25 protein-coding genes and 1 riboswitch are annotated in these 25,245 nt (G+C 36.5%); of the genes, 7 read left to right on the top strand and 18 right to left on the bottom strand.

Going from position 1 to position 25,245, the window contains the following annotated elements:
• Positions 1-615 precede the first annotated feature (615 nt).
• The 6 genes from KHA93_RS22750 to KHA93_RS22725 form a co-directional block, all read right to left on the bottom strand.
• Entirely contained in the window at positions 616-1,305 is a 690-nt protein-coding gene (locus tag KHA93_RS22750) for an LrgB family protein (protein WP_213113205.1), read from the bottom strand.
• Positions 1,298-1,666: a CidA/LrgA family protein gene (locus KHA93_RS22745; protein ID WP_349772370.1), complete on the bottom strand. Its 369-nt coding sequence runs from the start codon at positions 1,664-1,666 to the stop codon at positions 1,298-1,300. The genes KHA93_RS22750 and KHA93_RS22745 overlap by 8 nt, the downstream gene beginning before the upstream one ends.
• Positions 1,663-2,682 carry an AI-2E family transporter gene (locus KHA93_RS22740; protein WP_233711634.1) on the bottom strand — a complete coding sequence of 340 codons (1,020 nt, stop codon included), beginning with the start codon at positions 2,680-2,682 and terminating at the stop codon, positions 1,663-1,665. Before KHA93_RS22740 ends, KHA93_RS22745 begins: the two co-directional genes overlap by 4 nt.
• A gap of 121 nt (positions 2,683-2,803) precedes the next feature.
• On the bottom strand, positions 2,804-4,624 hold the full coding sequence (locus KHA93_RS22735; protein WP_213113203.1) for an ABC transporter substrate-binding protein: 1,821 nt from the start codon (positions 4,622-4,624) through the stop codon (positions 2,804-2,806).
• Between the two features lie 20 nt (positions 4,625-4,644).
• Positions 4,645-6,153, bottom strand: a complete 1,509-nt coding sequence (locus KHA93_RS22730; protein ID WP_213113202.1) for an ABC transporter permease — start codon at positions 6,151-6,153, stop codon at positions 4,645-4,647.
• A 13-nt stretch (positions 6,154-6,166) separates the two neighbouring features.
• Positions 6,167-7,612: an ABC transporter permease gene (locus KHA93_RS22725; protein ID WP_213113201.1), complete on the bottom strand. Its 1,446-nt coding sequence runs from the start codon at positions 7,610-7,612 to the stop codon at positions 6,167-6,169.
• 194 nt (positions 7,613-7,806) lie between these two features.
• Between KHA93_RS22725 and KHA93_RS23675 the strand changes: the two genes are divergently transcribed.
• Positions 7,807-9,546 carry an ABC transporter ATP-binding protein gene (locus KHA93_RS23675; protein ID WP_213113244.1) on the top strand — a complete coding sequence of 580 codons (1,740 nt, stop codon included), beginning with the start codon at positions 7,807-7,809 and terminating at the stop codon, positions 9,544-9,546.
• Between the two features lie 111 nt (positions 9,547-9,657).
• Here KHA93_RS23675 and KHA93_RS22715 read toward each other — a convergent pair whose 3' ends face one another.
• The 4 genes from KHA93_RS22715 to KHA93_RS22700 all read right to left on the bottom strand — a co-directional run bounded on the left by KHA93_RS22715 (position 9,658) and on the right by KHA93_RS22700 (position 15,161).
• Positions 9,658-11,265, bottom strand: a complete 1,608-nt coding sequence (locus tag KHA93_RS22715) for a family 8 glycosyl hydrolase (protein ID WP_233711633.1) — start codon at positions 11,263-11,265, stop codon at positions 9,658-9,660.
• 260 nt (positions 11,266-11,525) lie between these two features.
• Entirely contained in the window at positions 11,526-12,578 is a 1,053-nt protein-coding gene (locus tag KHA93_RS22710) for a family 16 glycosylhydrolase (RefSeq protein ID WP_233711632.1), read from the bottom strand.
• A gap of 1,197 nt (positions 12,579-13,775) precedes the next feature.
• The gene (locus KHA93_RS22705) at positions 13,776-14,402 is read right to left on the bottom strand and encodes an AmiS/UreI family transporter (protein WP_213113199.1); all 627 of its coding nucleotides are present in this window, start codon (positions 14,400-14,402) and stop codon (positions 13,776-13,778) included.
• 36 nt (positions 14,403-14,438) lie between these two features.
• Positions 14,439-15,161: a cysteine hydrolase family protein gene (locus tag KHA93_RS22700; protein ID WP_213113198.1), complete on the bottom strand. Its 723-nt coding sequence runs from the start codon at positions 15,159-15,161 to the stop codon at positions 14,439-14,441.
• 175 nt (positions 15,162-15,336) lie between these two features.
• A riboswitch (SAM riboswitch) is annotated at positions 15,337-15,440 on the bottom strand.
• Between the two features lie 592 nt (positions 15,441-16,032).
• On the opposite strand from KHA93_RS22700, the gene KHA93_RS22695 reads away from it, so the two are divergent.
• Complete coding sequence (locus KHA93_RS22695) at positions 16,033-16,647, top strand: protein kinase family protein (RefSeq protein WP_213113197.1); 615 nt, start codon at positions 16,033-16,035, stop codon at positions 16,645-16,647.
• Between the two features lie 31 nt (positions 16,648-16,678).
• Here the strand turns inward: KHA93_RS22695 and KHA93_RS22690 are convergent, their stop codons facing one another.
• The 6 genes from KHA93_RS22690 to KHA93_RS22670 all read right to left on the bottom strand — a co-directional run bounded on the left by KHA93_RS22690 (position 16,679) and on the right by KHA93_RS22670 (position 19,911).
• Positions 16,679-16,858, bottom strand: a complete 180-nt coding sequence (locus tag KHA93_RS22690) for a hypothetical protein (RefSeq protein WP_213113196.1) — start codon at positions 16,856-16,858, stop codon at positions 16,679-16,681.
• Between the two features lie 20 nt (positions 16,859-16,878).
• Positions 16,879-17,640 carry a sulfite exporter TauE/SafE family protein gene (locus KHA93_RS22685; protein ID WP_213113195.1) on the bottom strand — a complete coding sequence of 254 codons (762 nt, stop codon included), beginning with the start codon at positions 17,638-17,640 and terminating at the stop codon, positions 16,879-16,881.
• An 81-nt stretch (positions 17,641-17,721) separates the two neighbouring features.
• Positions 17,722-17,907 carry a hypothetical protein gene (locus tag KHA93_RS22680; protein WP_213113194.1) on the bottom strand — a complete coding sequence of 62 codons (186 nt, stop codon included), beginning with the start codon at positions 17,905-17,907 and terminating at the stop codon, positions 17,722-17,724.
• Positions 17,908-17,939: 32 nt separating this feature from the next.
• Complete coding sequence (locus tag KHA93_RS23640) at positions 17,940-18,074, bottom strand: hypothetical protein (RefSeq protein ID WP_267917782.1); 135 nt, start codon at positions 18,072-18,074, stop codon at positions 17,940-17,942.
• Positions 18,075-18,364: 290 nt separating this feature from the next.
• Positions 18,365-18,652, bottom strand: coding sequence for a hypothetical protein (locus tag KHA93_RS22675; protein ID WP_213113193.1), 288 nt, complete (start codon positions 18,650-18,652; stop codon positions 18,365-18,367).
• A 14-nt stretch (positions 18,653-18,666) separates the two neighbouring features.
• The gene (locus KHA93_RS22670) at positions 18,667-19,911 is read right to left on the bottom strand and encodes an MFS transporter (protein WP_213113192.1); all 1,245 of its coding nucleotides are present in this window, start codon (positions 19,909-19,911) and stop codon (positions 18,667-18,669) included.
• Positions 19,912-20,071: 160 nt separating this feature from the next.
• Between KHA93_RS22670 and KHA93_RS22665 the strand changes: the two genes are divergently transcribed.
• Genes KHA93_RS22665 through cysC form a run of 4 tightly spaced genes read left to right on the top strand, consistent with a single transcriptional unit; the run spans position 20,072 to position 23,337 of the window.
• Complete coding sequence (locus KHA93_RS22665; RefSeq protein ID WP_213113191.1) at positions 20,072-20,842, top strand: phosphosulfolactate synthase; 771 nt, start codon at positions 20,072-20,074, stop codon at positions 20,840-20,842.
• A gap of 28 nt (positions 20,843-20,870) precedes the next feature.
• Positions 20,871-21,572 carry a phosphoadenylyl-sulfate reductase gene (locus KHA93_RS22660; RefSeq protein ID WP_349772371.1) on the top strand — a complete coding sequence of 234 codons (702 nt, stop codon included), beginning with the start codon at positions 20,871-20,873 and terminating at the stop codon, positions 21,570-21,572.
• Positions 21,573-21,587: 15 nt separating this feature from the next.
• A complete protein-coding gene (sat, locus tag KHA93_RS22655) occupies positions 21,588-22,724 on the top strand; it encodes a sulfate adenylyltransferase (protein WP_213113189.1) in 1,137 nt (378 codons plus the stop codon).
• 10 nt (positions 22,725-22,734) lie between these two features.
• Positions 22,735-23,337: an adenylyl-sulfate kinase gene (gene cysC / locus KHA93_RS22650; RefSeq protein ID WP_213113188.1), complete on the top strand. Its 603-nt coding sequence runs from the start codon at positions 22,735-22,737 to the stop codon at positions 23,335-23,337.
• Between the two features lie 23 nt (positions 23,338-23,360).
• Here cysC and KHA93_RS22645 read toward each other — a convergent pair whose 3' ends face one another.
• Positions 23,361-23,978, bottom strand: coding sequence for a YitT family protein (locus tag KHA93_RS22645; protein WP_213113242.1), 618 nt, complete (start codon positions 23,976-23,978; stop codon positions 23,361-23,363).
• Between the two features lie 185 nt (positions 23,979-24,163).
• Here KHA93_RS22645 and KHA93_RS22640 point away from each other — a divergent pair, with 185 nt between their 5' ends.
• Entirely contained in the window at positions 24,164-24,439 is a 276-nt protein-coding gene (locus KHA93_RS22640) for a YqhV family protein (RefSeq protein WP_213113187.1), read from the top strand.
• Here KHA93_RS22640 and KHA93_RS22635 read toward each other — a convergent pair.
• Positions 24,436-25,044, bottom strand: coding sequence for a DNA alkylation repair protein (locus KHA93_RS22635; protein ID WP_233711641.1), 609 nt, complete (start codon positions 25,042-25,044; stop codon positions 24,436-24,438). The two genes, KHA93_RS22640 and KHA93_RS22635, sit on opposite strands and share 4 nt — an antisense overlap.
• Between the last annotated feature and the right edge of the window lie 201 nt (positions 25,045-25,245).

Here is a 25,245-nt window from a genome sequence, read left to right as displayed (position 1 = left end):
GATGGATGAAGATCTTAGCTTCGATTTTTGAACGACTTAGAGCACCTATAAGAAAATTTCAGTCTCGATTGAGCTGGAATCGAGACTGGAATCCAGCGTTCATCTTTTTTCTGTCTCAATTGCCCCCGAATCGAGACAGATATCCAACTTTTATCTTACTTCTGTCTCGATTGCCTTCGAATCGGGACAGATATCCTGCTTTTATCTTACTTCTGTCTCGATTGCCACTGAATCGGGACAGATATCCTGCTTTTATCTTACTTCTGTCTCGATTGCCACTGAATCGAGACAGATATCCTGCTTTTATCTTACTTCTGTCTCGATTGCCACTGAATCGAGACAGATATCCTGCTTTTATCTTTCTTCTGTCTCGATTGCCACTGAATCGGGACAGATATCCTGCTTTTATCTTACTTCTGTCTCGATTGCCACTGAATCGAGACAGATATCCTGCTTTTATCTTACTTCTGTCTCGATTGCCACTGAATCGGGACTATAATAGAGCATTTTGAAATTGACGCCCCTCAATTCATATTTTTAACAGACGAGGGCTAATTAACTCTACCAGCACCATCATCATTCACTCTCTACCAAATCGCTCATCAAACTACTTTTTTACAAAAACAACGCGACAAGAATCGGCGTAATGACTGATGTAAAAATAGCGCTCAGAACCATTGCTACCGTACCGGCAGCACCTTCCCTCAAATCATTTTCCATCGATCTAGCTGTTCCGATTGCGTGTGAAGCACTTCCCATTCCAAGACCTTTAGCAAGATGGTGGTCAATCCGCACCAATCGAAATAATGTATGACCCATGACAGCACCGCCTATTCCTGCGACCATTACAAGAACAGCGGCTAAGGTTGGAGAACCTCCTATTGATGAGGCGATGTCCATGGCGATTGGGGAAGTAACCGATTTAGGTAGAAGTGAAAGTAACAGGAGATGATCCAACCCTATCCATTTCCCCAACAGTAAGCCACTCGTAACTCCCAAAATAGATCCACATAAAGTTCCAAATATTATAGGAAATGTATACTCGGTAAGAATTTTTCTGTACTGATAAAGTGGGTAAGCTAGTGCCACAACGGCTGGTCCAAGAAATGCTTCAATCCATTTTCCACCGATGAAGTACGTTTCGTACGGGATATTAAATATCAATAATCCAATAACAAGGATGATGGTTGATGTCAAAACGGGTAAAGTGAAAGGATGAGGAAATTTTTGATTTAGCTTTCTCGAAGCGAAAAAAACAAGGATCGTAACAATAATTGCAAACAATCCTATTAAACTATCATTCATTTTCATACCGCCTTTTACGAAGCAATCTCTGACTTAACATCCCTGTACTAATCATCACTAGAGCGGTACTAATCAAAATAACGAATATCAATTGAATCCCTTTTATATTCAATAATTCTGGGAAACTAATAATTCCTACAGTTACAGGAAGAAAAAGTAAAGGCAGGTATTTAATGAGCAGGATAGATCCTTTTTCGATCCAACCCTGCTTAAAAATACCTGTCATGAGCATAACAAATAATAGAAACATGCCAATAATACTGCCCGGAATGAAAAGGTTCAAAGATTTTTGAATCCAACTTCCGATTAAAAAGATAAGATACAAAAGCCCAATCTGTAATATTATTTTTACTATTTTCACTTTCTAGTCTCCACTTGAATTTCTTTATTTGTCACACCAAGCACATCCAGTAAGAAAACAAATATTGGAATTCCGATAATAAGTCCCCAAACCCCAAAGAAGTTTTGAGAGAAAATCAAGACGATAAATGTATAAAATACAGGTAAATCTGTCTTAGAGGACATTAATTTTGGATTTAAAATATATGCTTCCACACCATGAATAATCATGATGGCCACAACGACGTAAATCACTTTTATAAACCCGCCAATTGTATAGGCAATCAGGCAAAGTGGAACTAACGATATTATTACACCAGCAACCGGGATAAGACCTAAAAAGAAAATCAAGATCGCTAATCCAAATATTTGTGGAAAGCCCAAAATGACTAAAGAAATAACTGTTAATGTACAATTTACAATCGCAATAATAAATTGAGCTTCAATGACTTTACCGAACGTACGCGTGAACTTTTGTGCAAAAAACTCTATTTCATAATAAAACGGAGCAATTTTACTATCTTTAAATTTGGATGTAAATTCTTTTAAACGTGGTTTTTCCAGTAAGAAAAATAAACTTAAAAGTAACGCAATCAAGACTTGAACACTTGTTTTACTAATATCACTAAAATATTTCAACAAGAACGAAAGTCCATTTTCCAAATAAGCGGTGATTTGTTTACTTGCAATAATCGATTCAATATAATTGATCACTACATTATCATGCGGCTCTGCATAAAATGCGGTGATCCTCTTCACCAATTGACTAATTTCCATCGTAATAATTGGTAAATATTTCACAAGTCCCCACGTTAACAATCCAACAATTAACGTATATAGCATTACCGCCAGTATTTTTCGATTAATGGGAATTCGCTTTGCCGTAAACTCCACTAGCCGATCCATTAAAAACGCAAAGATAAATGTGAGTAAAATTAAATTGATCATACTCCTCATCAAATATAAGATTAAAACGATTAATCCAAAAATGATGAATCGTTTAACGCCTTTTTTTTGAAAGAACTCTGCAATGTTCATCCGTTTCATTTCCCCTTATTTCATTTCCTACTATTTATTATCAACATAAAAGCTCTTGATTACAAGAGTTCTCAAAATAAAAAATCTACTCCAATTCATATATTGGAGTAGATAAGACATGTTACTTTTTACTTTCTTGATACTTTGTTAAAAATTCTTTCGCTTTCGCAGAATCCGCTACGAGTTCGTTTCCTGTTTGGACGAGTGGGCTAACAGTCGAAGAAGCCTTCATTTTATTGCCTTGATAGAAGTTGATAAACTCTTCTTGATTAATTGAGTAAAGAATCGCTTTTCTTAAATCTTCGCTTTTTGCCACTTCACGGTTGGCTGTGTTAAAGAGTAAGTAAGCTACTGCATTACTCTTATTTTTTTGCAGGTGAAGCTTGCTGTCGCCTTCAACTAAATCATATTTAGTTTCTGGAACACCGTTGAATAAATAAATTTCACCATTACGAAGAGCTGAAAGGGCACTATCAGGATTTTCAATGAATCGAACGGTTACTTGAGAAATTCTTGGTTCGAAATCTGTACCCTTCATATAAGCAGGGTTTTTGTAGAAAACAGCTTCATAATCATTTTTATAAGATAAAATATATGGACCACTTGCAAATAGATGGTTATTGTATTGATCGCCTTCAGTCACCGTATTTTGATCTCCGTAAGGAATATCCTTTGCTGGGTCAAATGAAGCGACATCATACGTATTAATGCTTTCTACTTGTTTTTTCGATACAATACCTGCAGATTGGTGTGCCATATAGTTCAAGACTTGTGGGAATGGCTCAGTAGTCGTTACTTTCACAACTTGGTATTTCCCATCTTTATTATTCGCATCGTTTTTATCTGCAACAAGTTCTTTAATTTTTGCATCCAAGCCATTTTCAAGAGCTTCTCTAATTGTTCCATTACCGCCAGATTGCTTCACTGAATCAAGTTCACTTAAATCTGTTACTACTTCAGCGTCTTTAATATGTTCATGCAAGCTGTATGTGCGGTGATCTGGTACAGAGTTTTTGTCTTTTGCACGGTTTAGTGAGAATACGACATCATCCGCACCAACACGCTCACCAGAATCAACTGCTTTTTTGTCAGTGATTTTCGCAAAATGAATATCATCTCTTAATAGGAAATAATAATCTGAGTTTCCATCCGCAATGCTGTGATTTAGTGAAAGTGAACCATCAGAAGTTACGACATCATCATCTGTTAAATTCACAAGACGAACATACATATTTGTATTAAGTGTATTGATAGAACCGTCATTCCCTTTAATTGGATCAAGGGATGTCAATGTTCCCATTGCTTGTTGAACGATTAAGGGGTCTGTTTCTCTCTTTGATTTATCGGTAAAATCAATTGTTTCCCATGCAACAGCACGAGATTTTGCTAGTCTTACAGTATCTGCATTTACAATGTCTTTATTGACACCTTGTGCTTTAAAAGAATTATAGAGTGGTACAATATATGCTTTATCAAAAACAAGACGATCTTCAAATTTCTTATACGTATCAGCGAATTGATCTGGTGTTTCTGCAGCTGCTTGATCAATTAATGTATCTACTTCTTCATCTGACATAATGCTATAATCTCCACCACTTTTGAAAAGTGAGCGAACTGCATAATCCGGATTTCCTGTTACAGTTGTCCAACTAGATACCGCTAAGTCGTAGTTTCCTGCATCTTTTTGCGTTGTAAAACTACCATAGTCTGGTTGGATATTTAATTTTACATCAAAACCATTTTTAATAAGTTGATCGCGAACGATGTTCATATCGTCTTCACTTGTGCTCATTCCAAGAATTTCAATTGTTGGTTTTGATGTATTTGCAGATTTATTACCTTCGTTGGATTTTGATTCATTTCCAACTTTTGATTTCGTATTGACACATCCAGCCAATACGAGGATAAACGCCAATAATAATGGCAAAATGCCTTTTTTCATTTTCAATTTCCTCCTAAATTTTAATCGAGTTTTGGATCTAAAGCATCCCTTAACGCATCACCCAAAAAGTTAAACGACAATACGAGCATGATGATCGCTAGTCCTGGGAATATAGCGAGATAAGAATGAGACTCAAGATACGTACTTCCAACTTTTAAAATGTTTCCCCATTCAGGGATGTGTGGCTCTACTCCAAGACCGAGAAAACTTAAGCTACTTGTAGCAATGACGGCAGAGCCGATCGTAAGGGTAGCTTTTACAATCATAGGTGCAAGTGAGTTAGGCACAATTTGCTTAAAAATAATCGAAAAATCGCTGGAGCCCAATGCTCTGGCTGAATCGACATATTCGAAATTAGAGACCATCAATACATTCGCCCGCATCGTTCTGGCGTAAGTAGGAATCGACCCGACACTTAGTGCCAAAATCAAATTCATCGTATTAGCACCAAATGCTGCGATAATCGCAATGGCGAGTAGAATTCCTGGAATCGCATATAACACATCAAGCAAACGCATAATGACATTATCTGTCCGCGGGCTGTAATAACCTGCGATCGCTCCTAATATTCCACCGACAACGGCTGGGATAATTGTAGAAATAAACCCAACCATGAGCGAAATTCTTGCCCCAAATACGATTCGCGAAAATAAGTCCCTTCCAAAATTATCAGTTCCAAGTGGATAAGCAAGACTTGGAGTTTGCAATAGGACCTCATAGTTATTTTCAGTTGCCATATCGTAATCAAACGTGAAAAGGCTACACACGGATACCGAAAATACGAAAACAATAAAAAACATTCCTAACATCGCAGTCGTATTTCGAGTAATTTTCTCCCAAATCACATTCCACTTGCCGATACTTGGTTTATCGCTGTTACGTATTTTGAACAGCAAATTAACACCAAGCAATAGCGCAAATAAATTCCCCGTTATGGATGTCACCACTAGTAAAATAGCAATATAAGTCATCCATTTCGGAGTCTTTTCACCTTGCTTTGCTACTAATATAAGTACGACTAAATAAAATACACTCGATACTAGCAATATAAGCATCGCCAGTGGAAATGAATCCGTTACATAAGGTTTAAACAGATTAAGAGCCGATAGAGCAATGATGAAAATCTGGTTAACCAACATGTAATAAGCAAAAGTATATTCCGGTGCTTTCTTTTCTTTAATGAGGTTGAATGCAAAAGCACTGACAAACAAATTTCCTGTCAATATACTCAACAGCTGAATATATCCTAATCTTCTCGTTGATTTCTTTATATAGCCCTCTTTTTCCAAATTCTTTTTGATAAGGAGCGTAATCAGAATTTGGAATAAGGTAAATAGAAGATACACGAGAAAAACGCTGAACATAATTGGTTTAATCGTTTTTGCTGTAAAATTAAAACTATTAATAAAAAGAATAACCGTGATAACCAAAGAAGAAATCCATGTAAAATTCGTTTGTGTATATTCTGCTGATAGTTTTAATGCATGTTTTTTTTGAAAACTATTTATTTCTTTCACGATATTTGCCATCGCTACACCTGCTTCAATATTGTTTCATTTTCGAACGGATGCGTGGGTCGAAAAAAGCATATAAAATGTCAATAAAGACATTCACCAACGAAATCGTTATCGCAATATAAACTACTCCGCCCATAATACTTGGAATATCAGGAATAAACTGTTTATCAACGATGTAGCTCCCAATCCCGCTTATATTGAATACCTTCTCCGTAACCGCAGCCCCACCAAGCATCCCACCAAAAAGAAGACCGATGACTGTAATGATGGGAATCATTGCATTGCCAATAGCGTGCTTCCATAAGACATGACGTTGGTTTAGACCTTTCGACTTTGCGGTAATGATGTAATCTTCATTAATTACCTCAAGCATGGATGAGCGTGTCATCCTCGCAACTGAAGCTGTCAGACCCGTTCCAAGTACAACGACAGGCATGATAATCGATAGCCAATTTTGTGGATTGTATGTTGCTGGCAGCCATTGCAATTTTATTGAAAAATTTAAGATAAATATAAGTCCTTGCCAAAAACTCGGTATCGATAATCCAATAAGTGCAATAAACATAAACGAATAATCAAAAAAGGAATTTGGCTTTGTCGCTGATATGATACCAATTGGAATCGCGATCACAATCGCCATAATCAATGAAAAAATCGTCAGTTTAAACGTTATTGGAAACTTATTCGCGATACTCGTTGCTACATGTTCATTTCCAGTAAAGGATTTACCAAGATCAAAGGTGGCTATTCCTTTAATGGTATCCCATAATTGAACAAAATAAGATTGATCCAGACCATACAAATGGTTAAAATTAGCAATTTGTTCCTTCGTTGCGGATTCACCAATAATATTTGCTGCAGGATCAAATGGAGATAAGTATAAAATCGTAAATACGAGTATGGCTACTCCAAGAATAACGAATATACTCATAACCAAGCGTTCAAAAATATATTTAAGAAAGGCATTACTATATAAAAAAATAAGTATATACATTGGTAAACCAGGAATAAACGATAACATTAAAAAAAGCGGGTTCGAGATAAGAGTTTGAAATACGGCTTCAAACGTCAATCTTTTCTCCCCTTGTTTTTCAAGGTTCTCATTCGTTTTTTCAAGTAATGTCTTCTGAAATTTCTCTTCTGCCCATTTCTCCGCTTTCTGTTCAATTTCGTTTTGATTTATTTTTTCGTTGAAAAATTCTTTTTTCCGCAGTAGCTGATTTAGAAAATCTCGCTTTAGTTCTTCCTTATATCCAGAGCCGAGCAATGATTTCTTTGTTTCTGCTAATATGACAAAATAGGAATCATTTTTTCGTTTATATAAATAGTAGAAGAACACAAAAACATGAACGGGTAAACCAAGTATCCAAAGCAAATATTTATAAGAAGGGCGCAGTTGCATCTTCATATACGTACGGCTTAGTAAAGCTTGTCCACTATCACTCTTTTGGATCTTCCGATTCGTTTCCATGACCCCTCTCAATAATGATACCCTCCCCCCATTTACAATGATGCTTCGAGACTTGTTTTCTTCCCAAGTCAGGATATTAATTTACCAAACTTTTAGTATATAAAAGTCTAATTGCATTAATCCGACCGGTATAGTATAGTTTATTTTAGCTTTATTCGAAAGTCAATAATTAGATTTTTTTGGCGGTGGAAAAATTGGAGCCTATTTTAAAAGTAAAAGATTTACGTGTATCTTTTCATACTCGGGACGGCGAATTCGAAGCTGTTCGTGGCATAAATTTCGAAGTAAAAAAAGGCGAAACACTTGGCATTGTAGGAGAATCGGGAAGTGGAAAAAGTGTTACCGCTAGAAGTATCATGCGTCTCCTTCCTTCGCCTCCTTCTTATATGAAAGCAGGCGAGATCACCTTTCTTGGCGAAAATCTCGGTTCCAAGACGGAAAAAGAAATGGAAGCGATCAGAGGGCGAGATATCGGAATGATTTTCCAAGACCCAATGACTTCTTTAAACCCTACCATTCGAATTGGAAAACAGATTTCTGAAAGTTTGATTAAACATCAAAAACTATCAAAAAAGGAAGCTAAGAAAGAAGCAATTGAAATATTAAAGCTTGTAGGAATTCGCAACAGTGAGGCGCGCTATAACCAATACCCACATGAATTTTCTGGTGGGATGCGTCAAAGGGTAATGATCGCTATTGCTCTAGCTTGTCGTCCAACTCTACTCATTGCTGACGAACCAACAACTGCCCTTGACGTGACAATTCAAGCACAAATCTTAAATGTTATGAAAGATATTCAGCAAAAGTTCGGGACATCCATTATTTTAATTACACATGATCTTGGAGTCGTTGCTGGAATGTGCGACCGAGTAGTCGTCATGAAAGACGGAGAAGTGGTCGAAACCGGTACAACAGAAGAAATATTTGAAAGCCCGAAGCATCCTTATACAATAAGACTATTAAATGCATTGCCTCGATTGGATGAGAAGAAAAAACCTAAAAAAGCTCCTTTGATATTAGGAACTATGGATAAGGGTATGCCTTTACTCGATGTCAGATCATTAAAGCAATATTTTGATATGGGTAAAGGTAATGTGTTAAAAGCTGTTGATAATATTAACTTTCATATAAAACCTGGAGAAACTCTAGGACTTGTTGGAGAATCTGGATCGGGGAAATCAACGACTGGCCGGGCCATTTTACGTCTACATGAACCGACTGATGGAGAAGTTCTATATCAAGGAATTGCCATCAATCGCCTATCAAAAAGTGAAATGAAAACGATGCGTCGTCATATGCAAATGATCTTCCAAGACCCGTATTCTTCACTTAATCCACGATTTAAAGTTCTCGATATTATCGGGCAAGCATTGGATATCCATCAATTAAGTGGAAGCAGTGCAGAAAGAAGGAAAAAGGTAGAAAAGCTGCTTGATATGGTAGGACTTGAGCCATTTCATGCCGATCGCTATCCACACGAATTTTCTGGCGGACAGCGCCAACGGATTGGGATAGCAAGGGCTCTCGCAGTAGAACCAAAATTTATCGTCTGTGATGAACCATTATCAGCTCTTGATGTATCGATTCAGTCACAAGTCGTGAAATTATTGGAAGACCTACAGCAACAGCTTGGATTGACCTATTTATTCATCGCACATGACCTATCAATGGTGAAACATATAAGCGACCGTGTCGCCGTTATGTATGCCGGAAAAATTGTAGAACTCGCAGAAAGTGAAGAATTGTACAGCAATCCGCAGCATGAATACACGAAATCGTTGCTTGCAGCCATTCCTATTCCAGATCCAAAGATAGAATCACAGAAAAAAAGAGTATTAATGAAGGAACAAACGGATGAAGATAAATATAGGTTACAAGATTCCGAGCTAGTGGAAGTTTCAAAAGGACATTGGGTGGCAGTGCCGAGGAACTAGTCGTGAATCTATAATAACAATAATAGCCAAGAATTTAATGGCATAAAAGAAGATTATATTTAAAAACAAAGAAACCCTCATTTCTCAGAGGGTTTTCTTTGTGTTCCTACCTCAATCAGTCCATAACTGAATTAGAGCTTCAGCATTGTTAATTAGGACTCTTTTTGCATCTGAGGTAATCTGATTTTGCAAACCTTTATTATTTATGTGTTTAATAAAATCCTCCATTGACTTGATGGCTTGTTTTTGATGCCCTTTGACATACTGATGCTCAGCTTGTTTAAGGGTGTTAGTTAATTGGTTAGTAAGTGAGCCATTTACATCCCCATTTGCAATATAGTTTTCTAGAAGATGATTCATATGATCTAAGCTTACTGCAGTAGGTGACCACCAATTCCCTGAAACAATAATCATGCTAAGCATACGGATATTATTCGCGAAATATGCTCCTTTTGCTGTTTCTTTATTCACATTGAAATCCCACAAATCGTTTAACCACTTTTGGTTGGCCTCATCCATCATAGCGCTGACGGTGAATGGGGCGGAAAATGCTGCATCTCCCGCACTATTTGTTAACTGAGTCCCATCCAATTTATATCCACGCTTAATATTTGCTGGGTTATTTCCAGTTGTCTGACGTATCCAACTGTTCAACTTGGATAGTTGGGCTTTCGCTCTATCATCACCTGTCACAAGATAATCGGTTGTAATACGCCAAGGAACACGAGAAGAATTCCAATAATAGTCTCCGTCCCTACTAGACTCTAAAAACCATGCATGTGCTGGTTTAAACTTTCCAGTGTCCAAATCTTTTAAGAGGAAATCTGGAAGTAAGCCTGTATTTGGGCTATATTCCGCAAACACATCATTAATAATGCTGTAAGTTTTATCAATAACCTTATTCCAACGTTCATCTCCTGATACCATGTTAAACGCTTGCAAATGTTGAAGCATGAAGTCTGATGGACGAGTAGCTATCCCATAAGTATTACTATTGTCAGACGCCCAATCAGCCAATTTTAAATAATAATCCTTTTGGTGAACTTCGCTTTCCATAATAGCGTCAATTACTAATTTCCCTTGCTTATAATAATTAATCTCTCCATCATTACCCCATTGTTTATCAGCAAGAAGCAAGGAATAGGCAATATCCATGTCTCCGTCAAGAGCTGAATCGACTCCATTAACATCAACGATTTCGTCGTTAATGATTGCCTGCTGCCAAGCCATTAATTGTGGATTGATTTCACTTGGATGTGCTCTGAAATAACGATAAAGTCCATCATAATATTTTTTGGCATCCGGATCATGCCCAGCCATTAAGGCAGTAATTAACATACCATAACCATGCGCTTCTGACACCGTAATGGCTTCTCTCGGATCAGTTGTCGACTCACCATTATGATTATAAAATACATAGTACTGGTCCTTGTCATAAGGATTTTGCTTTAAATACCGCTCCTTCCACTCATCGTATAATCTAGCTACCGTTGCATCCATTTCTTCCTGAGTTATATGGTTTGGTTTAATCGTTCCCTCTGTATACGTTACATGTTGAGGAAAAGGTCTTTTAGGAGTATCTTTACTTATTTCCGAATCTTCCTTATTTGTGTCTTTAGCAAAAGTGATATTCGTAGAACTAGAAACTACTAGCAACAATATTAACAAGAATGATAATGCATAATGAATCTTTCTTTTTATTCTCTTGCCAACCTTCATCTTCATCCCCCTCATAATTAAAAACAGTAAATAAAAGCACTTCCATAATAACCGATGAACAATGACTTTTTCATTGCTAGGAACATATGATATAGGTAAAGTTCCTATGGATTAAGGTTCGATAATATACTTATAAACAAAAAAATAAAAAGGGCTCGTGTTGTCATTTCGTAAAAGATATAGACTCACATGGATTTCTAAACCGTGAAAATTATCCCTATCTAACAATTTGAGCCACTTAGGAGTTTTGTATTTCTACCTTAATTTAGCCATAATTGAATTAATGCTTCAGCATTTTCTATAAGAACTAGTTTAGCATTTGAAGAAATATGTTTTTGCAATCCTTGATTGTTAATATGTTTAATAAAATCTTCCATTGACTTGATGGCTTGATCTTTATGTCCTTTTTCATACTGATGCTCGGCTTGCTTAATGCTGTTAATTAATTGTTTTGTGAGTGGACCATTTACTTCCCCTGTTGCCATATAGTTGTCTAGTAGTTCTTTTAAGTAAGTAAGGCTTGGAGTGGAAGGTAACGTTGTAGAATCGTCCTCTCTTTCAGGTGTGAACTTAATATAATCATAGTAAGCACGTACAGGGCTTCCAGGATAAACGAACTCTCCCGTCCACGTTCTTGCAGCTGCTCCAGCACCAGACCACAAGTTGGCCATGATATGGGATGGTTCCGATGGTAATTTGATTCCATCACCATTTACAGTTCGAACCAATTCTCCATCGACAAACCATTTAATATTATTTGCAGACCACTCTATTGCATAGTTATGGTAGTCTTCCGAAGCGTCAAAACCAAGATCAATGATAGCATGGGCATTGATTCCTCGAATACCGCCTACAAAAAAGTTTGTTTCTAGCTTGGTTGTGTCTTTTCCTAAGATTTCAATATCAATTTCATCTCCGTTTTGAGAATAAGTGAATAAAGAAGTAACAAGTCCAACACCCTTAGCAACTTTTATTCGTCCCTCTATCCGGCCATAGCTATACTTTTCCAAAGTGTAGAACTCCCCTGAGGTATATGGCTTATTATTATTATTTGGGGCATCATCTAGTCGAAGCATCATTTTCCCCTCTGCAAATTCCACATGATCTCTTACCCAGCCAACACCAAAGTCCGCCCCGTTCGCCCAACCATCGGATCTAAACCATAATGTTGGATCAAATGAATCAAAGTGATCTTCAAACCCAATAGATGTCTCCTCAGCCGAAGTAATGCTTGAATACAATGGAATCCCTCCAATATAAAATGTGACAACCATTAGAAAAATTGAAACTCCCTTGGAAATAGTTTTTAGCATGTTTTATAATCTCTCCTCTAATTAAAACTACAATTATTTTTAAAACTAACATTCCTTCATTATCAAAATACTATTGTACTGTTAGATATACACCTTGCTGAATAATAGAATGTTCCCAAATGGTATTTCCCAATGAATAATTCTCACCTAGATTTCTAGCTGCTCTAGTTAGTAGATTTTCACGCTGCTTGCATCAAATTAAGATAATAAGTTGTAATAATTCACCTCCATGTATCAACAGTATTTGTCAAACCCATTTAATAAGTATAATTCCTTAATCCTATGGGCTTTACATGCAATGAACAATAAATCGTACCTAAATAACTCTGCTCGGATTATCTTTATACAAAAAAAGAGGTGTAGGCAGTTCCAAAGCAGAGAGAATGATCAGGACTTCCGACAATACCTCAAAATTAATTACTTTAGCCTGAACAGTGAATTGTAGAGTAACAGTCAGCTAGCAAGGCTATAGAGCTACCTATTAAACGCTACTTCGAATTAAAGTTCAATTATTAAAGCGCTTCCATTAAAATAAACAATGAAAGACTTTTTCATACTACATATCCAATAACTTCAATCTTCTATATGCACATTCCAAGTTTTTTTCATTTATAAGCACCAATATTTAATAGCATTGAAATTCTCTTGATTGTCATAAGCATATATGTGGAGACTACGGAATAGTTTAGGGGGGAAAGTTGATATAATAAATACGGATTTACCTCATAGTTGTATTATGATTTTAATAAACACCTATGAAAATATCAGTTTGTTATAATCATTTTAATTTTTGTTATACCAAATGAACAATACTACTTAATTACCATTTTATTTTAACTTTTTTAATCATCCGACAATATTTCCAATCCGAATTCAGGACTTTTTTCATATACATTTCAACAACAATAAGTTTTTCCACATAGTTTTTTATCTAATCCTCCAATAAAATAGGCCATAACACTCCAGTCAAAGGTCCCGTAAATTAAGACTCGACAAAAATAGAGATCATATGACCAAGTTGATTGTAAAAGCTAAATAAAAGTCTTTCAACACGTGCCTTGTTTTTTCTTCTTTTAAATTTTTTCATATATTTGGGAAATAAAACATAAATATCTCTCCAATTCATACGTTTTGATATTACATTTACATATAAAAAACACTCCTTAACATGATATCGTGTTAAGGAGTGTTTTGATTCTATACCGAATACTTTGTCACCTGTACTACTGATTTATTCGGTGAAGTTCTAGTTTTATAGAATAGAGATGCCACAACGATTGCAAAAAGTACTGCAACTCCCCACATTAATTCTACCCCAATCGAATCCCACACATTGATAAGCATTAGAAACCCAGGAATGGTAGCCGTAATCAGAGCTTGAATCAATGTTACCCATCCTGTGAGAATAGCAATATCTTTTTTCAAGGCAAGTAATAGGAAGAATAAGCTCCAAAGGAATGCCCACATAAACCAGATAATGCCAAACTTTGGATCATGGAAATGGACAAAACTCATAATTCCATAGCCTACTGCCATTATAGCAACCCACAGCGAAAACCAACCTACACCAGAACTATCCCATTCTTTCAAGTTCGTAATTCCTACATAAAGATACGTTAAGCTAAACAAGAAGACACCTGATGCATTAAAAATCACCCACGGATCGGAGCCAGCAGTAAATATGACATAAAAAGGTGTAATTACTTGAATTGCCCCGAGGAAAAGATTAAATACCCCTGCACTTTTACTATCGACCTTTCCTAAAAGCATCAATGCATTAATGAAAAGAACTGCCCCACAGTACATTAAGCCGACGTTTTGCATTTACGTTCCTCCTGTCACTGCATGTTTAACACATGGTCAAGATGCGCTTTCTGTTCCTTGATTTAATAACTTTACAAACGTATCTGCTGAAATAACTGGAGCGAAATAGTTATTGATTCTTTCCATTGCAGCTGCTTCTTGCTCAGGTTTGGCACAACCCGTTGCATCACCAATGATGATTGGGAGATATCCATGATCCCTTGCTGAGCGGGCATTTCCTTCAATGCACCAATCAAGGTGAATTCCCGTAAACACAATTACTTCTACTTGCTTGCGCGCAAGCTCTAACGGCAACTGTGTGCCGACAAACGCTGTCTGAAGCGCAAGCTCATTAAATTGCAAATCTCCAGGTCTTACTAAAGCTTGAAGCTCGTCAACCAACTCGTTATCTTTTGCCTTTTGCTCCTCTGAAAAATTTAGTTTTTCTACCCATGTTTCATATTGGACTTGATCAAAAATGGTTTTCGGATAATCTTCACGAAAAACGCTGTAGCCAATCCAATTGAACGAGACAAAGTTTGCTGCATTTCTGGCGGCCTCTACCACTTTGATTGTTGCAGGCAGATTACCTCGTTTCCGATGATTTTCATGGCCTTGTGCTCCCCATGATTCGTATAAAGATTTATTTTGGCTAACGGATACAAATGCCGCTCTACGCGACAAAATCTCTGCTAAATCAAGTTTTTTCCATTGTGGGGCAAGCTCAGGGATTGCATGAATCCCTCCAATTTTCTTTTCAATGCTTTCAACTAAAGCCATTTCTTATTCCTCCTAGTTTTTAGTTAAATATTCACTTCAAAAGTATTAACTTTTCTCCGATCTCCTCCTCTTTAAGAGACACGCTAAACCAAGTAAACAAATCCATTTACTTGGTTTAGAGCAAAAAAATAAACCACTTCGATAAAGAAGAGGTTTTAATCCGTGCATTTGTCTCTTCTTATCTTTCAAGCATTACGCTTGCTGGAATTGGCACAGTACTTAAAAAAGCCTGTTGCCGAGGTGTCATTGGGCCAGTCCCTCAACCTCTCTACATAAGAATTACAATATGAAATTATCTTGAATCTTACATGAAGAAAAATGTATTGTCAATCTAATTTTTGGAAATGATGCTAAAGTATTATGTCAATTTTTTACTATTTGACTCGCCTAATTTTGGGATTTATAATTAAAACAAATTAATATCGATTTTTTTAAGGGGAGTAGCTGTGCAATAAAGTCGTCAATACAGGAAATTGTTCCTCGGCTTTATTGGCAACTTACGTTGTTTGCGAGACCTTACCAGTTTTCGGTAAGGTCTTTTATTAACTATTAGACACTGTAACCGAAAATGGTTATAGTGTTTTTTTGTTTCATAGGAAAGTATAGATTGGAACTATGTGGCTAACTTTTAAGAAGGTTGTTCCCGTCTAGCTTCAGCGCCTAGCGACTAGCAAACTTTCGGTTTCTTCCTACGATAAGTCAACATCGGCTCCCCAAGGCTAACCGTGTTTCCTTTATCTCGTCAGAAACCTAAAATGAACGTCGACTAAAACCGCCACGTCCTGTGGCGACATCGACGGACCCACATCCTGTGGGCCTGTACGTCGCTGAGCAGGCGCTTGCGCATTTGTTCTTAAAAGGAGTGGAAATCATGAATAAGTATAGTGGGTTAGCAAAAAGTGTAGTAATCAATCCAAAAAATTATAAACTCATTCAATATGATGCTTCTTTAACTTTAATAGGCGTGGGACGGAGCGCCTATGTATTTAAAATAAAAAATACAAACCAAGCATTGAAAGTATTTTTTCCAAGTCATCAATATTTGGCGAAAGTGGAAGCAGATGTTTACAAAAGCATTCAACATATTGGCTATTTCCCAACATTATATGATTTTGGCCCTCACTATCTTGTCATTGATTTCGTTGATGGATACACGTTATTCGAGTGTCTTACTCGTGGGATTCCGATTTCAGAAAGCAATATAAATGAAGTCGATATCGCTATTCAGCTCGCTCGAAAAGAAGGCTTAAACCCTTCAGATATCCATCTACGGAATATCATCATCCATAATGGAAAGATAAAAATGATTGATGTTGCTCGCTTCAAACAAATTGAAACTGACAAACAATGGCTAGATTTAAAAAATACTTTTTATCGTCTATATTCTAAAAAGTATTTTCCAAAAAAGATTCCTGCCTTTATTTTGAATTGGATAGCGTTTCTTTATAAAAGATTAAATAGAAGGAGCGCAATCCAAATTAAATAACTTGAGCTTTTTTACAATAAAAAAAAGCCTCTCAATCGTTATCATAACTTTTGATTGGCTTTGCATTATTTTCATATTCATTGGGTTTCACAACATAACTTTCTTTCTTCATGAAATATTCATTAATGCCTTCAACACCAACCTGTATTGCTCCCAAAACAGCTAAAGGAATGATTAAAAGCAGTAACGTCAATGCCAAACTTTTTAACATAATTATCCCTACTAACATGCTTATATAAGTTTATACCCACTAATTAAAATCATCACCGCAATGATAGCCCGTAGTGGTTTAGCTGGAAGTTTTGATGAAAATGTACTTCCTAAAATGACGCCCGGTATGGAGCCTACTAAAAGATTAATCATTAGTACGTAATCAACATTTCCAATACCAGCATGCATCAAACCTGCCGCTGTCACTAATAGGAATGCATGGGCAATATCGGTTCCTACTAATTCTGATGGTTTCATTCGATAGAAATACATCATTGCTAAGGCAAACATGGATCCAGAACCAATTGAGGTTAATCCAACAATGAAACCTAGAACAGCTCCTATCGTAATGGTCAATGCTTTTTTTTCATGCAATGGCTTCTGCTGCAGCCTTGATTCATATTTTTTCTTATTAAACGTTTTAAAAAGAGTTGTGAATGCAACCAAAATTAGCGCATAACCTAGTGCATGTTTAATCACTTCTTCTTGATTATGAAAAAAGGAATCATATAAATGAAGCACACCTACTGCACATATCGCACTTGGAACGCTTCCAATTGCAAGGTATTTTACTAACTGAAAATCGATGGTTTTTTGACGCCAATGCTGAAAAGATCCAAATAATTTTGTGATTGAATTATAAGCAAGATCCGTTCCAACCGCGATGGAAGGACTGATTCCCATTAATACTAATACCGGGGTCAATAATGCGGCCCCTCCAACTCCCGTTAATCCAACCAAAAAACCAACTAAGAGTCCCATTAAAATAATGCCAATACTCATTAGGCACACCTCAAACCTTTTTCATTTGACTAGACTTTTATCCCAATTTATGACCCAATTCTTGGCAATGTTCCAGAAGAATTAAATAGAATTAGCCCATTCGGCGGGCTTATCCTTGATTTTTTGATATAGGTTGTTGTTTTTTCCTTGAATGACAATATCAATCACTCCATTTTCATCAGCCATAAAAGTTGTAAAGTAAGGTAAGTTTTTAGGTTTATATTCATCTATATTTTTTCCAACCATTGTGATGGGTAAAACTCCCATTCTCCATCCAGTAAAAGGACCTTACCATTCTCTCAGTTCCAATCTAATTGGCCGTCTTTAATTGGAGGATTTTTATCATCACGAATAGATTCCATCCACAGAAAACCAGAGCTTGATAACACAATCAAAAATAATCCAAGTGATAAAAATATATATTTCTTATTCATTATCTTGGCAAGCCTTTTGCCAAACTCCCCTTACATGGACTCTTTTTTAAATATATTTGGAATCGTTCATAATAATTATAGAACAAAATGAGTTACTTTCTGAATCAGTTTTTATAAAAGTTCAAAAATTTCAAATAAAAACAGCCGTTTACACTATTTGCGTAAAACTGGCTGTTTTTAAATCTATTGATTCTTTATATTTAGTCACATCAGTGGCTACTTTTGTTTCACCCTTGAGGGCTATTCCTTTATGATGCTAGATGATAAAACATTCATCATTTTTTTTCGAACTATTTCTCTTCCTTTTCATCGACTTTCAATTCAATCTTCTTACAACCTACATATAAACAAGAAAAAATGTCCACATCGGGATACGCTTTTGCTAATCCTTTTACGTAAGGTGTGACCAAATCTTTAAAATCCGCTCCGACTCCTTCCTCTTCCAATATCCCGTATACATACAGCTTTTTTTCATCAAATAAGATCGCCACATTCCCAACAGCTTTATTTCTTGAATCCACAACATTTAAGAGTTGATAATGTTGAGTCATGATCTCTGGTGAAAAATAAATTTCCATGTAATGGCACTCCTTTACGTAAACTCCAATTTTTCAAATAGGGTATCGTTTTCTTCCGTGGGCTCTTTCTTCCCAACACGAATGAGGACTAAACATAGAAATGCAACAAACAAGGTTAAACCAGCGGTGGATAAAAACATTCCTGTACGCGACCAATCCATCAAAGTCGTGTAAACAGGGGGGCCGATCGCAACACCTAAAAAACGGACAGAACCATATAAAGATGTAACGAATCCTCTTCTATCGGAAGGCACTGATCCTGTAATAAAGCTGTTAATACAAGGAAGGACAAGGCCGGTTCCAATACTACTTATAACGAGAACTAAAAAAAATGGAATCAAGTTTTTGAAGAACACGAGTGTTGAAAACGACACCGTCATGAGCAATAACCCTAAAACAATTAAACCTTTCATCAACCTCATATTTTTTCCAATCTTAGCTCCGGTAATATATGAGGTTGTCGTCATGAACAATAATGGAATAGCTAAAACGCCACCTTTTAGCACCCCATCAATTTGATGATCCTTCTCTAGGATATCGGAAATGTAAAATAAAATACCAAATAAAGCAAATAAACAAGTGGCTCCTGTCAAATACGCCACTAACAACCAACGGCCCTCTGTTTTAAAGACGGAAACGAGACCTTTTACATAGTCCCCAAACGGTGGAGGTTCTTGATCCTTTTTCTTTTCTTTTACAAAAAACATCGTTAATAAGATGGCGATAAGGCAGAAAATAGGAAAGGCAAAAAATGCTGCATACCAAATAATAAGGGCTAATAAAGAACCAATAATTGGGCTAATCACTTTTCCAACTCCGTTTGATGCTTCCACTAATCCTAATACTTTACTTTGCTCTCCCCCTTTAAATAAATCTCCGGTTAAAGCCATCGCTATGGGAGCAGTCCCAGCTGCTCCTACTCCTTGCAAAATGCGCCCGGCAAGAATCCACGTATAGGCGTTTGAAAACCAAGCTGCTGCCACTCCTGCTAATATTCCTCCAACGCCATACAAAATAAGTGCAGGGATGATAATCGCTTTTCTCGAAAAACGGTCGGATAAATATCCTAAAACAGGAATCGAAACCGCGGCAGCGATTGAAAATACGGTAATGATTAAGCTTATTTTAAATTGCGATACATCCAATACCGATTTCATTTTCGGCATTATTGGAATAAGCATAGAGTTTCCTAGAACAAGGATGAGCGGGATCGAACTAATAGCAAGAATGGTCCCGCCTTTTGGTTTTTTCTTTGGCAAAGCTGTTCCTCCCCTGCTGCAAATGTCTTTTTATTGTTTGAATGGACCTCCCTTTTTATACAGGGCAAACGCCTATTTTCCGTGGTAAAAGCCCATTCTTTACACATTCGCCCATTTTTCGAATAGGCTAACCTAGAAAAATAGAGGAGGCATTTTCCCTATGAACTTTTTGCAATTACCTGATCGAACAGCAAAACCAAGAACGTATGGTTTAACGTCAATTATTGATTTAGGTACGCCTTACAAAGAATTAAAAAATACGTTAATGGACTACAGTCAATATATAGATGTGGTTAAATTTGGTATTGGCACTGCTTATGTAACTCCGAACCTTAAGGAAAAAATCGAGTTATATAAGGAATATCATGTAAAGCCTTATTGTGGAGGTACATTTTTTGAAAAATGTTATTTTCAAAATAAAATTTCTGAATACGTAAATTATTTAAAGCAACTTGGAATTGAATGGATTGAGGTTTCAGCAGGAACGCTAAACATTCCAATTCAGGAACGCTTGAATCTCATCTCACAATTTGTGAAAGATTTTCATGTAATTGCAGAAGTTGGCTCAAAAGATATCAATCACCAAATGGGTGTATCGGAATGGAAGAACGAAATTGAGCTGTTATTAAATGCAGGATGTGATTACGTCATTACGGAAGGAAGAGATTCTGGAACCGCTGGAATTTATGATCGAAATGGCAATATTAAAGCAAACTTAATCTCAAGTCTACTTGAAGATCTCGATTATAGAAAAATCATTTTTGAAGCTCCGACGCCAAAACAGCAAATGTTCTTCATTAATGAAATTGGCCCCAATGTGAATGTAGGCAATGTAAAACTAAGTGATGTTTTAGTTTTGGAGACACAACGTCGTGGGCTACGATGCGAAACGTTTTTTATGGAAGAGCAAGCATCTACCATACTCACTTAAATCGAAATGGGGTGAAGATATGTCGGACATCTTAAGCTACCATAATTGGAATGAAGAAAAAATTAATCATATTTTGCAAGAATATCCAGATTATATGGATATCATAAAATGGGCTTTTCAGGAATATGGAGATGAAATTGTGTATGCATGCAGCTTCGGTGCGGAAGGTGTCGTATTAATTGATTTAATAAGTAAAGTAAATCCTCATGCAACCATTATCTTTCTTGATACAGGACTTCATTTTCCCGAAACGTATGAATTGATTGAAACAGTGAAAAACCGTTTTCCCTCTCTAAATATCGAAATGGTTAAACCTAAAATTACTGTAGAGGAGCAAACAGCGATGTTTGGCGAGGAATTATGGTCCCATAATCCTAATCAGTGCTGCAATATTAGAAAGGTGCTGCCCCTGCAAGAAGCTTTAAAAGATGTAAAAGCGTGGATTTCCGGTTTAAGGCGCGAGCAATCCCCGACAAGAAGCAATACCCAATTTATTAATAAAGATCATAAGTTTTCGAATATCAAAATTTGTCCACTCATCCATTGGACTTGGGACGATATTTTATCGTATATCCAATTAAATAATCTGCCGTACAATCCTCTTCATGATCAAGGATATCCAAGTATTGGCTGTTGGCCGTGTACTTCTGCCGTTCTTAATCATGTTGACCTTCGTTCCGGGCGATGGGCAGGCACTACGAAACTCGAATGCGGACTTCATCCGTCATAAAAGGAGGTAAAACAATTGAGCATTAAGCCACATGGGGGAAATTTGATTAACCGAATGAATCTCTCAGCTATTGTAGACCTTTCTCTTAACTATGTAGAACTTGATAATCTGGAACTGAGTGATTTGGAATTGATTGCAAATGGTGCGTATAGTCCTCTAAAAGGGTTTATGGGAGAAGCCGACTATCATTCCGTTGTCCACAATATGAGACTTGAAAACGGGATTCCATGGTCCATCCCTATTACGTTAGCAGTAGACGATTGGGAAATCAACGAAGGGGAAACGATCAATCTTGTTCATAACGACACCGTTTATGGAGTAATGGAAGTAAAAGAAAAATATAAACCAGACAAATATGTTGAAGCGAAATTGGTGTACCAAACGACTGATTCCAATCATCCCGGTGTAAACAAGCTTTTCGAAAGACCGGAATTCTATATTTCTGGTCCAATCACCCTTATTAGAAAACCTGAAAAAACTATGTTTCCTTCCTATTATTTAGATCCAATTGAAACAAGAAAGAAATTTACGGAATTCGGATGGAAATCGATAGTTGGCTTCCAAACAAGGAACCCTGTCCATCGAGCACATGAGTATATTCAAAAATCGGCATTAGAGATCGTAGATGGACTTTTCTTAAATCCACTTGTTGGAGAAACAAAATCAGATGATATTCCAAGTGAAATCAGAATGAAAAGCTATCAAATTTTACTTGAAAACTACTACCCAAAAAACCGTGTGTTTTTGTCCGTTTTCCCGGCTGCCATGCGTTATGCTGGACCTCGAGAAGCTATATTCCATGCGATTGTTAGAAAAAACTTTGGCTGTACTCATTTTATCGTTGGGAGAGATCATGCTGGGGTTGGAAATTATTACGGAACATATGACGCACAAAAAATTTTCAGTCATTTTACAGAAGAAGAACTAGGCATCCAACCACTATTTTTTGAACATAGCTTTTACTGTAAAAAATGTGAAAACATGGCATCGGAGAAAACATGCCCACATGAATCGAAATATCACGTCATTTTATCAGGTACAAAAGTAAGGGAAATGTTAAAAAATGGGGAACATCCTCCAAAGGAATTTAGTCGTCCAGAGGTTGTTGAGACGCTTATTGAAGGATTAACTGAAGCCTATATCTTGCATTGAAGGTGATGACATGGGAAAAAGCAGTCATATTGTATGGCACGATGCATTAGTAACAAAAAGTGATCGTAAGTTTAGGAACGGCCATAAAAGCTGTGTTCTCTGGTTTACTGGTTTATCCGGTTCGGGAAAATCATCATTGGCAAATGCTTTAGATGTTGAATTATTTCACAGAGGATTTAACAGCTATGTGCTAGATGGAGATAATATCCGCCATGGATTAAATCGAGATTTAAGCTTTAAAGCAGAGGATCGGAAAGAGAATATCCGTAGAATCGGTGAAGTGGCAAAACTGTTTGTAGATAGTGGTCAAATCGTTTCTTCTGCTTTTATTTCTCCTTTTGATGAGGATCGACAGCTTGTTCGAAGCATGTTTGAACAAGGAGAATTTATTGAAGTATTTATGGATTGTCCCCTATCTGTGTGTGAAGAACGTGATCCTAAAGGTTTATATAAAAAAGCAAGAATTGGCGAAATCCCAGATTTTACAGGCATTAGTTCGCCTTATGAGGTTCCGTACAATCCTGAAATCGTCATTGAAGCCGATAAAATGACGATTGAAGAATCATTAAACATCGTTTTAACCTATTTAAAAGAATACAAAATCTTATTTTGAGAAGATTCCTTTTAAGGTTCTTCTCATTTTTTTCTCCAATAAGGGCTTAAAAGGGCTATCCTATGTATTCTCAGCTCATAAATATAGTCAATTACACGAGTTGAAAGAAACTGGCAAATGACGGCAAATACGACGATTTTATAATCGATGACAAGAGAAGTTAATAAAAAAACCATCAGGTTAATCACCATCATCACCTTGCCAGGACTCCAGTTTTTATAAGATGCAATCATCAAGGCCGGAATCACCATCCCGCCGCTTGAAGAGCCAACCCTTATCAATATCCCAACCCCAATTCCAAAAAATAGGCTACCAGCCAAAATATCTAAAATAATATGTACATGCGGAAACGGAACCTGTGACGCCAAAATACTGATCGTCGTAGAGGTCGTTGCTACAGCAATAATTGTTCGAAAAGTCCACGAAGAACCAAAATATTGATAAGCAAACACTAAAAAAACAGCATTTGCCAGCCATAACGATAAACCGAGGGGAAATCCAAACCAGTGATTAACGAGTAGCGCCAAACCCGCCGCACCGCCTGAGGGGATTGAATGTGGAAATAGAAAAAAAGACATGGATAACCCCTGCAAGAAGGCTCCAAATAATAAAAGGATATAGGATATTATTAATTTTTTCATCATTTCACCCCGCGGACAACCTCTCTTGTCCATTTTATGTGGAGAGAAAAATGATTATGTTGAAACCTTCATTTCGTGCTACGAATTTAATTAGAAAACTTATACAAATCCCTTAGCAATTTTCTGTGATGATGTGGACAAGTAATACATATAATGGAACGAGTATACCCATTAGGAGGCCAAGAATGATTACCTTATTAGAAAAAGCCGTCATTGGCATGGCACTACTTCGATTACTATCTGGAAGTATTGAAATATTCGCAGCATTTCTTATGATTAAATATAATGACGTAGAAAAAGCATTGGTCATCAATAGTTCACTCGCATTGATTGGGCCAACTATTCTCATTATCACTACCACTATAGGTCTTTTTGGGATAGCCGATAAAATTGCGTTTGGAAAATTTGTTTGGATCTTTCTTGGCGTTGCTTTTATTATTTATGGGGTTAAAAGTGGTTAACTATTTTTACCTACATATTTTAACCCTTCTCTTTTCGCTAAATTTGATAATTCGTGTGACTCAATAAACTGAGCAACCACTTCGGGATTCGTTTTTGAATACTCCCGTAATGACCAACCAATCGCTTTTTGGATAAAGAATTCATTGATATGAGATGTGCGATTAATAATGGAAAATAGCAACTGCTCGTCAGTCTGACCTTTATATTTTAGTTGGAATAGAATCATTGTACGCTGTAACCATATATTTTCAGATTCTATCCATTTTTCCCCATACGTTTTGATTAAATGAGGATGCTTTGAAAATAATACTCCAACCAAATGGCTTGCTATCAAATCAACTGTATCCCACCATGACTTCGTTACGATTAAATATTCCACTAAATCGATATCTGTTTCTAACAGATATTTTTTCTTTTTAACAAGATAATCCAACGCGACATATTGATATTCTCTTTCATGCCTTTCCCAAAGTTCCATAATAAAAGAAGATAACAATTCGTTAGGAACGACACCGACACTTTTTAACCAACCTGAGGTAATCGCCGTCCTTTCTGGTGATCGTATCCCCAGGAAAGGAAATAAGTTCTTCATATACTTTTCCATAGGAATTGCATTTTCTGGATTACGATTTTCTTCGAATATTTTACTTAAATGTACAATGGAATTTTCCAATGTTGTAACCCCCTATTATTCAAAACTCGTATTAACGGTAAGAAATTAAAATATCATTAATTGTATAAAATAATACTTTAAATTACACACATAATTCATTATGATAAGGTATATTAAAAAATTGAAGGGATC

The organism is Lederbergia citrisecunda (assembly GCF_018343695.1).
In the GTDB taxonomy this organism is placed as follows: Bacteria; Bacillota; Bacilli; order Bacillales; family Bacillaceae_C; genus Lederbergia; species Lederbergia citrisecunda.
The sequence above is the reverse complement of the archived record's forward strand: the minus strand, read 5'-3'. Positions and strand labels throughout refer to the sequence as shown.